The organism is Deltaproteobacteria bacterium, from assembly GCA_018668695.1.
GTDB lineage: Bacteria > Myxococcota > XYA12-FULL-58-9 > XYA12-FULL-58-9 > JABJBS01 > JABJBS01.
The window spans coordinates 1-10,427 of record JABJBS010000178.1; the positions used below are offsets into that span (position 1 = coordinate 1).

Sequence of the window (10,427 nt, forward strand, 5' to 3'; positions counted from 1 at the left end):
AACCCGATGAGGCCACCGATATTTTTGGAAACCTTCGTGACCAGCTTGAGTGGGAGCACCGGGATATCAAAGTATTTGGTAAGGCCGTGAAGCAGCCCCGCCTTGTCGCCTGGGCTGGAGATATCGAATACCGTTACTCAGGGCAGACCCTTCCTGTGTACACGATGCACCCACTTCTCCAGAAAATTCAAAAGCAAGTTGAAGAGGAAACGGGTGAATCATTCAACCACGTGCTGCTCAATTACTACCGAGACGGCCGAGATAACATGGGCATGCATGCGGATGACGAACGTGAGCTGGGGCTCAATCCGGTCATTGCCGCCTTATCTTTTGGCGTCGACCGGAGATTTTTGCTTAAGCGCAAGAAAAGTAAAAAAGGAGAAGCACCCACTTCAATTTTACTTGAAGGTGGAAGCCTCATCGTCATGGGCGGCACGATTCAACACACCTGGAGACATGGGGTTCCTAAAGCAGGACGACTTGACCGTGGCAGAATCAATTTAACATTTCGCAACTTAAAATGGGCACCAGGTACGAGGCCTCGAGACTAGCGGCCAATCATTCTCAAAATACGCGGCGTGTAGCATTCGTGAAGTACGAAGCGCTCTTTCTCATACTTCAAAATAGCCAACCCTGCCTTTTTTATACGCAGAGTCCCATTGCGGCTACAAATCGCCTCCTGAACAACATCATCGAAATGCGGAGCGTGGCCGATGCAAAAGATTCCAGTCGCCTGCGTAGAACGAACACGCTTCAAAAAATGGGTAACACTCCCCATGGGAACCATATCATCGAAAACTTCAGTTCGGAGTGTTTGAAAACCCAAAGCATCACTGGCTTGCTCCAACGTTTGCTGTGCACGCAGGTAAGGGCTCACCCATAACTTGTTGAAAGTTGGTCCAATGCGTTTAATCCCAGCAGCTGCGGCTCGGGTTTTTTGAATACCCTTAGCAGTGAGGGGTCTCTGAATATCGGGCGGACACAAAGGGTCTTCGCGATCCCAAGCAATTCCATGACGAAAAAGATAAAGCCACATTCGATGGTTCTAGCACGAATCAAGATTGAAAACGATTCGATGAGGTCAGCGGTCCAAAGTCATCTTTGCGATGGCCTCGATAACTTCAGTGACCACAGGTCCCCAGGATGACGATTCGCCCTGCCTAAAGAGGCGAACACTCTTGTACCAAGCCGATTCGCTGCCTTTTCCAAGCCAGCGCCAATCGGGGTTACGCGCAACAAGAATCCAAGTGGGGACGCCTAACGCGCCACATAGATGCGCAACAAAGGTATCCACCGTAATCACCAAGTCGAGCTCTTTTACCAAAGATGCGGTGCTGAGAGCCGAGACGCCCTCTTCAACCCCATTGATGACAGCCTGCGCTTGGGGATGGTTCCACAACTGATTTGCACGCTCACCCATCTGCAAATTGACCAGCGTAAGCTTCTCGATGTTTAGCAAAGGCGCGATGTCATCAAAACACATCGAGCGCCGAGAATCGTTTATATGACTGGGGTTGCCGGCCCAAACGACGCCGACCTTTAAATTATCCCCAAGGCTTTCAAGCTTTACTCTCTTTTCGAGGCTGAGCACTGGAGCTTCAAGGTAGCCTTGTGGCAACACCATATTGCTTGCATCAATTCCAAGCCATCGCGGTAGCTCCATCACCGTCGACTGAAAATCACACACTGGCGGTTGTTCGTCAGGTGCAAAGCAACGCTCTATTCCCGGCACGGTAGCTAAAAGTTCTTTGAGACTCCTAGGAACGGTGGCGAACACACGAGCCCCTTGGTCATTCAGCGTTTTTGCAAATCGAATAAATTGGACCAAGTCTCCAAGGCCCTGCTCGGGATAGAGATGGATCGTCTTGCCGCTTAGGTTCTGCCCCGTCCACAACTCAATCTCGTCCATGAGGTTCAAAGCGGGCTTAAAATCAAACCGGCTGGAGAAGTATTTCCACCCTTCTTTGAAGTGTCCATTCTTCAAACGGTTGATGCCAAGGCTAAGCTTAATCTCACTATTTTGCGGCTCAAGCTTGAGCGCTCTTTCAAAGCAACCTTCAGCCTCTTCATCCCTGGCTAAATTCTCATAGCCAAGACCGAGGTTCATCCACGCTCCCGAATTGTTGGGATTGTACTGAACTGCTTGCTCGAAATGGTAAATTCCTTTCTCCCAATGTCTCAATGAGAAATGGGAGAGTCCAAGGTTCATGTGTGCAAGCCCAGATGCGGGGTTCAGCGCCAACGCTTTCATGCCGATCCTTATGCACTCCTCAAAGTGGCCAGCATGGTGCAAGATGGCTGAAAAATTTACGTAATACAGTTCGTTGTCGTCTTTGATTCTGACTGCTTCTCGGAATGCTCCAATCGCACGGTCCATGAGCCCTAAAGTGAAGAGGGACACGGCCAACTCAGCATAAGCGTAGTGATGTGTGGGATCTTGGCGGATAATCTTAATGAGCAATCTACTGGCTTGTAACGGATCATCGCCGCGACGCAGATTCCTGGCCTCTTCCAAAGTGCCCTGAATTTGGGCTGCCTTTATTCCGGCTTCCGATTGCTCTAACAACAAATCACGCAACTCCTGTTCAAGCTCCTCAGATACATCGACGCATTGGCCCTAGACTTGAGGTTGTCGAGGAACAAAACTTACAGTCATTTCAGTAAATTAGGGTTTTAAAGCTTATTCTGATCGACAGGTAGGCCATTGCGCTCCTCTTCGAACAATTAGCGCTCAAGAAGTTTCCCAAAAGGTCGATGTCTTAAAAGCGGGAGCCACTGCACGAAGAGAGCAGAGGTAAGGGCGGGGAGATAAAGAGTACGGGGAAGCTTCAGCACCCAATCACTTCAACCAGTCTTAATCTAATCAACGGCAACCGTGTCTCGTGAGGAAGGGAAACCGAGTGCAAGGTGTTAGCGTCTATATTCCAGTTTTAGAGACCAGCCGGGCACTTAAGTACTGTCTCGACGGCCTTTTGAACCAGACGAAAAAACCCGATGAGATCATACTTCTCTACAACGGTAACTTGCCTGAAGTTAAGGCTATAGCCGCACGCTATAATTACAACATACGACTGGTCCATTTGACCGGAACGTTCAATCGCTCGCAGATCAAAAACGTTGCCTTGCAAAGCGCGAAATATGACCTTGTTGCCTCTCTCCACGCCAACTCTGTTCCCCAGAAAGACTGGCTCAAGATCCTGTCTGACCGAATGCGCAAGCACTCCGAAGTCATCGGCGCCGGTGGACCACTGGTTGAGACGCACACCGACTCCATCACCAATCGCTACCGGTGCTTACATTTGCATCAAAACCAGGGTGCGTCGGTGATCATCAACCCCAAGCTTCTCCATGGTGGCAACACAATTTACCGTCGACAAGCCTTGTTAGGTATTGGCGGTTACAATCAGGACCTGCACAATGGCGAAGAGGACATCGAGCTAAGTTCGCGTATTCGGAAAAAGGGTGGCCTCTTAATCTATGACCCCAGCGCGGCCGCGTATCGATATCGCCGCGACAGCGTCAGCACGATTATCACTCTGCAATGGCAATCGCTGCGCCAAATGCAAAGCTTGATACAATCACCCCTGAGCCCAAAAGATGTCTGGCACAACGGCAAGCAAATGATGAAGGCCATGTGGAAGAATCAGATCCTTAAAGATTTACGCGAGAAAAGATTCTTGTTTGGGGCTTTTGGAATGGCCACCATGACCGCAGCGCCCTTTCTTGAATGGAAGTGGTACAGGAATTCAACGAAGTATCTCATCCCCCACACACTCTGTAAAAGTGAAGCCTAGGACCAAACATGCAAGTTGATACGACCAACACCATGGATAACCAGCTCCTCGGAGATATTCGCAAAGCTCAAGACTTGTTGGAATCAGGGGAATTTACGCAAGCATACAACAGTGCTCAGTTATTGTTGCGAAGAGGTGCTCACCTCGGAGAGCTTCATTATATACTCGGGAAATCGTTGTTCCATTTAGAGCAATACGACACCGCCACTGTATTTATCCAGCAGGCTCTCGAGATCGAACCTAAAAATCCGTACTACCTCATTTGTATGGGTCGTATTCTCATTGCTGGTGAAAAATTTGAAAAAGCGGGTAAGATTTTTGAACTCGCCTTTTGCATCAGTCCATCTTTGGTACAAACACATTATTGGTGGGTAGAGAGTTATCGACAACGAGGCCAAAGCCATCTCATCGTTACCCACCTCGCTCAAAACTACAGCGACAAGCCCGCGACAGCACTGGCTATTATCAGCGCGCTTCTCGATCTCGGCGACCGTGAACGGGCCTTCAGCGTTCTTCATGGCGCGTTGACCACTCACGACGACTACATCCAATATTTTTATCAATTTGCTACGGTGCTCTCGGAGTTCCACCAATACACCAAAGCAGCCAGGATTCTTAAATGGTTGGTTGATCGAGATCCGTATAATGAAAACCTACACAATAGCTGGCTTCAAGTCGTATGGAAGCAAGGTAATATTAAAGCCATTCGGCAAGCCTCTTTGATTGCTACTGACCGTTTCCCCCACAACCCCGATTTCAATCAAATTCGGATGGAGGCGCTCGCGCAAAGTGAAGCCATTGCGCCCCAGGAAGTGGAACAGGCCAATAAGCGATTTGCCATTCGTTATTGCAACAGCCGTCCTCACCCAACTCACCCGACACGCTATCACCATGAGAAACCGCGCGTCGCCTATATCGTTCGAAACCCTAAGCTCAATGTTTTGGTTCCAGTCTTGGAAGGCCATAACGCCGACCGCTTCGACATTTATTTATATACCGACAACGAGGCTCTCAAAGATTCATGGACGGGACCCATACGACCGATCGGTCCCGATACTGCGACCATTGCCCGGCAGATGGTCCAAGATGAAATCGATATATTGATAACCATGAGCAACCACTCTTCAGTGCTAGACCTCTTGGCTATGCGTCCTGCCTCGCTTCAAGGTAGCTGGATATGTACCACGCGTTCACTTCAACTCCCCTATCTAGACTTCGTCATCGCAGATCGGAACCTCATCCCTCTCAATGAGCGTGACGACTGGTCCGAACACATTCTCGAGCTTCCTGTATGGGCGCCCTATAAAATTTCTGACGATTTGCCGGATATCAACGAGGCGGTGAGCCACCAATCAATAACGTTTGGCGTATTTCAAAAACGTTCTAAGATTACGCATCGTATGATTAAAAATTGGTCCAAAATCCTGCAGCAAGTACCCGGTAGCCGGCTCAAGCTTCGAGACAGCGCCTTCACCGATCCTCATGTTAATCGAGCAATGATTCGTGAAGCTGTTTCTGCCGGAATCCCAAGCCATCGCATCGACTTGGTACCGCTAGAGAATGGTTCGGGAAACGATTCGGCTTTCTATGAAGAGATCGATATCTGCTTGGACTGCTCTCCCTTTGGAGGCGGTATCGATATCGTGAAGGCACTTTGGATGGGAATTCCCGTCATCACTCATTCAGGTGATTTTTTCGCCTCGCGAATATCATCAACCTATCTAAGAAATATTGGACGGGAAGATTGGGTCGCTAAGAGCCCAGAAGAATATATCGATAAAGCTGTGAAAACCGCTCAAGACCATCAAGGTCTTCAGGAGTTTAAGAACCACTGCCGTGAAACGCTTGAGGGCTCTTTAATCACCGACCATAAGCTCTTAACAACGCTTCTAGAAAGCCGGTTAAACCAAATCTACAAAGCTGCCGGCAACCTCTAAGGCGTCCGCCCTCTTAAATGCTTAAGCCACTGTCCTGCGGCCTTGCTACGCTTTGGATACCCTTGTGCCTTTTTAAATGCCTGACGCGCCTTCTGAGGCTTATTAAGAGACATCAATGCAATCCCGTTTATCAGATAGATTTCACCCGGTCTTTTCAGTTCACCTTTTTCGATAGCCTTTTGAGCCGACCGGTGAACCAAACTCCATTTCTCAGACTCCAAATAAAGCTGTGCAAGCTTCGCGTCAGTTTGCCCCGTGGGATCAAGCTTTGATGCACGCTCCAATGAACCCCAAGCCCTCGCCGACTCCCTTGACTGCAACCAAGCACTTGAAAGCATTTTGAGATTATTTAATGAAGCGTCCACTCGGCCGCTGCGTAACTCATTCTCCAGTAACTCACCGGCCTTAAATGGTATTCCCTGATCTAGATAGAGACTCACCAAATTTAGGATTTCGCTGGACTCACTAACGTAGCCTTGTGCGTAGGCTAGTTCCATAGTGGCCAGCGCGCGCTTCCTATCGCCCAATTCGTTGTATACCGCAGAGAGCTGAAGCCAATATGAACGCTTCGGGTAAAGGCTCACCAATTGCTTACACACGCCTAAGACAGAGCGCATTTGCTTAAGTTCAAAATGCAAAGACATCAGAAGGTTAAGCCAAGCCTCTCTTGGCTTACGCTTCATCTCAACTGCCTTGCGAGCATGAGGAAGCGCCTTTTGAAACTGCTTAAGTTGCATATGAGCGGCTGCCAAAAGGTAGAAAACCTCGGGCGTCGGTTTATCAGCTGCCTTTAACCATAAGCCCAACTGCTCCACTGCTTTCGGGTAAGCTTCAGAAGCAAGATAGGCCTGAGCCAAATTATAGCGAGTATGCTGCGTTGCCGGACCACTTAAGGACTTCTGCGCCAAACATTTCTCAAAAGCTTTAGAGGCTTCTTGGTACCTGCCCAATGTCGAATAGGTAAACCCATACATTTGCCATAAAAGCGCCCGCTCATGAGAATTCAATCTCGACTTCTCACTTAAGGACTTTAGCCGCTTAAGGGCACTTGGGTACCTCTCCTTCGTGATATCTGCCTGAATCTCTTCCAACCGCTTATAGGTCCAGGTGCTTACTGTCTTGCGCCCCTCATCCTTTGCCCACGCTTGGCCCGCACTGCTCCCTGGCGGTGTAGCAACGCAAGTACCGATCAAGAGGAGCACACCCGCGCCCCATTTTAAGATGACTGACTTCACTTTAATTATCTAACTTGAATGTTATCTTCGTCTGATGACCGTGAGTAGCCACGGCAACGCCGTTGTCCACGCGTGGTTTATACTTCCACTTACTCACGCTGCTAAGAGCTGCCCGGTCAAAAACTGTACCGGGTTCAGAGTCTACGACTTTTACGTTTTTCACCGTTCCTATTTTCCCAATCGAAAACTCAACGATAACCCAGCCCTCAATTCGGCGCTGAGCTGCGCGTGCTGGATACATGGGTTCAACGCGCACAATCGGAACAGTGTCGCGGTCCATCGGCATATCCCCCAAAGCCAGTCCACCTTTTAAACCGAGTTCAGAGCTTAAGCCCGGTCGCTCTACTCTCAAGGCACTGCGAGGTACATCATTAGATTGCTGGCTCTCAGAATAATCCATAGCCGGCCGAGCCGGGGGAGTTTTAGGGGGTTCTTTTTTCGGTAATTCACGGTTCTTTAAATTCAGGTCACTGTGCTGGTTCAAGCGAATGAACTCTACCATGGAAGGTGAAGGAGGCTTCTCAAATGATGCTTGCCCAAGTGATACAAGTGATTCCATCACGAGAAAAAGTCCGAGCGTCATAAATAACGCTGCCATAAATGAAAGGGTCATTCGTTTCATCTTGGCGTCATCACTGGTTCATCGCCATGGTGGCAATGGATACATTCTCCACACCAGCTTGCCTCGCAGCATCCATCACTTGAACCAAAAGACCATTCTTAGAGTTTTCATCGGCTTGTATGACGACGGAACCTTGAGGATTCTCCGCTCTTAACCGTTCGATATTCGCCCTCACGGAACGAACATCAATAGCACGCTTATCAATCCAGATTTCACCTGCCTCATTGATGGCAACCACGATGCTGGCCTGCTCTTTACTTTCTGTAGTCACCGCGGAGGGCCGTTGAATATCAATCCCGGATTCCTTCACGAAAGAGGCGGTGACAATAAAGAAAATCAATAAAATAAAAACAATGTCCAACATGGGGGTCATGTTGATGTCATCATCCTGCTCTTCTTGTCCGAAGCGTTTACGCATTGGTAAGCTCCAGCTGGTCTGAGAATTTCCGCGATTCTTTTTCAACGCGTCGAGTAAGGCGAGCTGCCCAATACAAACCAGACAACGCAGCCACCATACCCGCCATCGTAGGGATTGTTGCCCGTGAGACGCCCTCAGCCATGGCCCGTGCATTGCCCGAACCTGCGATAGCCAACACGTCGAACACTTCAATCATGCCGGTCACTGTCCCAAGAAGTCCCAAAAGAGGACAGAGGGCAATCAATGATTTAATCATTGGAACAGAACGTCGCAGATCTTGTGTAAGCTTAGAAATCAACTCATTGCGAATTTGGTGCGCATGCCAAGATTCTTTATCTTCTCGTTGACGCCATGTGGCCTGGTAGGCCTTGCATTGATCGGGGTAGACCTTTGCCAAATAAATTAACTTTTCAAAAATGAGAGTCCACATAACGAGGGTAACCATAAATATGGGAACCAAAACCCAGCCGCCCTGCTCAATAAACCCTATGAGGGTTTCAGGTATGGGGGAAAGCCGTTCAATCACCGACCCGGGCCTCCGCCTGACGCGCAACCATTCCGCTGCTTTGTTCACCCAATAGATCTATCATTCGGCGGGCTAAAGTACGCAACCAGCTGTGTAGAAGAACCAGCGGAATGGCCACAATCAACCCCAGCATCGTAGTGACCAAAGCTTCTGAAATTCCGCCAGCCATCAATTTAGGATCACCGGTTCCAAACAACGTGATGGCTTGAAAAGTTTCAATCATACCCGTCACCGTACCTAACAAGCCCATCAGCGGAGCTGCAACGCTCACCACTTTAATCGCCCACAGGAATGAATCGATTGTAGATTGTTCTTTTAAGATAGCTTCATCAAGCTTCAGTTCTAGGGTCTCTGTATCGAGGCCAGGGCTGTCTTGGTAAACCTTCATGACTCGGCCCAGCGGATTATCGTCCGAAGCGGTCTGGGTCTTACATTGCGCTCGCACAAGAACTCGTACACGGAGTAAGTAAACCATTCGCATCAGTCCACCGATCAAAGCGAGGCCACCCAATGATAAAATCAAATAGCCAATCAAGCCTCCGTACTCTAGACGTTCTTGAAGACTCGGGGTTTGCACCAGCAAAGATAAGATAGAGCCACGTGAAGGATCGACTGCAGCCCGAACTTGTTGACCGTTGACAGTTTCGAGCTCATTCAAGTTACTCATGTAACGAGAAGCTGGCTGGCGACCGAGTTCAGAGAGTTTCTGCACTTCAGGCATCCATTGTAAATAAGCTCCATTGGATACGGCGTTAAACGGGCCGACGCGCGTCACCGTTTGCTCTCGCTCTTCTCCGGTCGGCGCCACGACCGCAGCCTGAAAGCGTGAAATTTCTCCCGATGCCTTCATTTCCTGCATCAGTCCCAACCAAAGGCTTCGCAAGTCGTCAATCGAAGGCGTGGTGCTCTCTTTGCCGATGACCTTGAGCGCGTCTAAACGCCCTGGGTATTGCGCACTGATCAAGGACTCGCTCAATTGACTCCGGGTGTCTCCTGCAACTTGGCGAATCACTCCGAAGAGTTCGCCCATTGTACCGAGTCGGTCACGAAGGTTTGATTGTTCTTTAGCGATGCTCTGTTCGTTTTGCTGAAACTTTTCTTCCAACACTTTACTTTGAGTCTCAAGCTTACGCTTTAGCTTCAGCGCGTCATCGAGCATCTTCTTTTGTTGCTCGCGCGCTTGCTTAAACATCTGCTCTCGGTCGGCAGACTGTGACTTATCTATTCTCCAGCCAGCTTCCACTCTGCGCAGAAGTTCGTCCATACTTTTCGCTCGCGCTGGCTCTGCGGCAAATGCCGTGGTCGCCAACAAAGTAGAGCTTAGAAAAATACCCAGGAGGTAACGCATTACTTAACCCCCTCAGGCATCATCAACGGTAAACGGAGTAAGTCGGGTGGAGCTTGCTTGAGCGCAATACGCATCCCCTTCGTAATCGCACGGCCGTATTCTTCCGGGAGTACTTCAAACGCGCGGGTTTTCGTATTCCAAACACCGCTCTCCTCACCATCTAACGTTTGATAAACGAGAACCACACGCCCCACTCTTAGAAACTGAACCGTTCGAGGGTTCTCGCTGCCAAGAAGGCTAGCTTGGTAAGTTTCAATGGTGCGTCCATATTCATTCTCAATTTGGTAGGCTTCTAGGATACGTCGAAACTTTTCCGAATGCGTCACATCCGCACGGACCATCATCTCCTTGAGGAGCATGAGCCTTTGACTTCGTTCATCCTCTAAAAACGGAACATCCAACGCGATAAATTGTTCTAGAGCCCCAAGCATGTCCTGCATCAGCGGAACCATTTCACGGCTGGTCGTGGTGACCCCATCCATTTGCTCTACGAGCGAGGTCAACTCACCAACTTGTGAGGCCAGAAGGTCTTGAAGTTGTGAATTGT

General features: G+C 49.3%; 11 protein-coding genes. 3 read left to right on the forward strand and 8 right to left on the reverse strand.

All coding sequences use genetic code 11. The annotated features are described in order from the left end of the window. Positions 1–551: alpha-ketoglutarate-dependent dioxygenase AlkB (locus HOK28_09465; GenBank protein MBT6433308.1), on the forward strand; the 551-nt coding region annotated here is incomplete at its 5' end. On the opposite strand, the gene sixA is transcribed toward HOK28_09465, so the two are convergent. Together sixA and HOK28_09475 are read right to left on the reverse strand one after the other, a co-directional pair. Then, the gene (gene sixA, locus HOK28_09470; GenBank protein ID MBT6433309.1) at positions 548–1,036 is read right to left on the reverse strand and encodes a phosphohistidine phosphatase SixA; all 489 of its coding nucleotides are present in this window, start codon (positions 1,034–1,036) and stop codon (positions 548–550) included. The two genes, HOK28_09465 and sixA, sit on opposite strands and share 4 nt — an antisense overlap. Positions 1,037–1,081: 45 nt before the next feature. After that, positions 1,082–2,569 carry a glycosyltransferase family protein gene (locus HOK28_09475; protein MBT6433310.1) on the reverse strand — a complete coding sequence of 496 codons (1,488 nt, stop codon included), beginning with the start codon at positions 2,567–2,569 and terminating at the stop codon, positions 1,082–1,084. 331 nt (positions 2,570–2,900) lie between these two features. On the opposite strand from HOK28_09475, the gene HOK28_09480 reads away from it, so the two are divergent. Both HOK28_09480 and HOK28_09485 read left to right on the forward strand, forming a co-directional pair. Next, positions 2,901–3,794: a glycosyltransferase family 2 protein gene (locus HOK28_09480; protein ID MBT6433311.1), complete on the forward strand. Its 894-nt coding sequence runs from the start codon at positions 2,901–2,903 to the stop codon at positions 3,792–3,794. 8 nt (positions 3,795–3,802) lie between these two features. Beyond that, on the forward strand, positions 3,803–5,731 hold the full coding sequence (locus HOK28_09485; protein ID MBT6433312.1) for a hypothetical protein: 1,929 nt from the start codon (positions 3,803–3,805) through the stop codon (positions 5,729–5,731). Here HOK28_09485 and bamD read toward each other — a convergent pair. The 6 genes from bamD to HOK28_09515 all read right to left on the reverse strand — a co-directional run. After that, positions 5,728–6,966: an outer membrane protein assembly factor BamD gene (gene bamD / locus HOK28_09490; protein MBT6433313.1), complete on the reverse strand. Its 1,239-nt coding sequence runs from the start codon at positions 6,964–6,966 to the stop codon at positions 5,728–5,730. The two genes, HOK28_09485 and bamD, sit on opposite strands and share 4 nt — an antisense overlap. 1 nt (position 6,967) lies before the next feature. Further along, complete coding sequence (locus HOK28_09495; GenBank protein MBT6433314.1) at positions 6,968–7,588, reverse strand: energy transducer TonB; 621 nt, start codon at positions 7,586–7,588, stop codon at positions 6,968–6,970. Positions 7,589–7,598: 10 nt separating this feature from the next. After that, on the reverse strand, positions 7,599–8,006 hold the full coding sequence (locus HOK28_09500) for a biopolymer transporter ExbD (GenBank protein ID MBT6433315.1): 408 nt from the start codon (positions 8,004–8,006) through the stop codon (positions 7,599–7,601). Beyond that, a complete protein-coding gene (locus HOK28_09505) occupies positions 7,999–8,451 on the reverse strand; it encodes a MotA/TolQ/ExbB proton channel family protein (GenBank protein MBT6433316.1) in 453 nt (150 codons plus the stop codon). The genes HOK28_09500 and HOK28_09505 overlap by 8 nt, the downstream gene beginning before the upstream one ends. 73 nt (positions 8,452–8,524) lie before the next feature. Continuing rightward, a complete protein-coding gene (locus HOK28_09510) occupies positions 8,525–9,880 on the reverse strand; it encodes a MotA/TolQ/ExbB proton channel family protein (GenBank protein ID MBT6433317.1) in 1,356 nt (451 codons plus the stop codon). Beyond that, a partial coding sequence (locus HOK28_09515; protein MBT6433318.1) for a DUF3450 domain-containing protein occupies positions 9,880–10,427 on the reverse strand: 548 nt, incomplete at its 5' end. The genes HOK28_09510 and HOK28_09515, both read right to left, overlap by 1 nt.

Bases quoted from the DNA above. Each gene is read 5' to 3' on its own strand.
- sixA (MBT6433309.1), bottom strand. From the start codon at position 1,036: ATGTGGCTTTATCTTTTTCGTCATGGAATTGCTTGGGATCGCGAAGAC.
- HOK28_09485 (MBT6433312.1), top strand. From the start codon at position 3,803: ATGCAAGTTGATACGACCAACACCATGGATAACCAGCTCCTCGGAGAT.
- HOK28_09495 (MBT6433314.1), bottom strand. From the start codon at position 7,588: ATGAAACGAATGACCCTTTCATTTATGGCAGCGTTATTTATGACGCTC.
- HOK28_09500 (MBT6433315.1), bottom strand. From the start codon at position 8,006: ATGCGTAAACGCTTCGGACAAGAAGAGCAGGATGATGACATCAACATG.
- HOK28_09505 (MBT6433316.1), bottom strand. From the start codon at position 8,451: ATGGTTACCCTCGTTATGTGGACTCTCATTTTTGAAAAGTTAATTTAT.
- HOK28_09510 (MBT6433317.1), bottom strand. From the start codon at position 9,880: ATGCGTTACCTCCTGGGTATTTTTCTAAGCTCTACTTTGTTGGCGACC.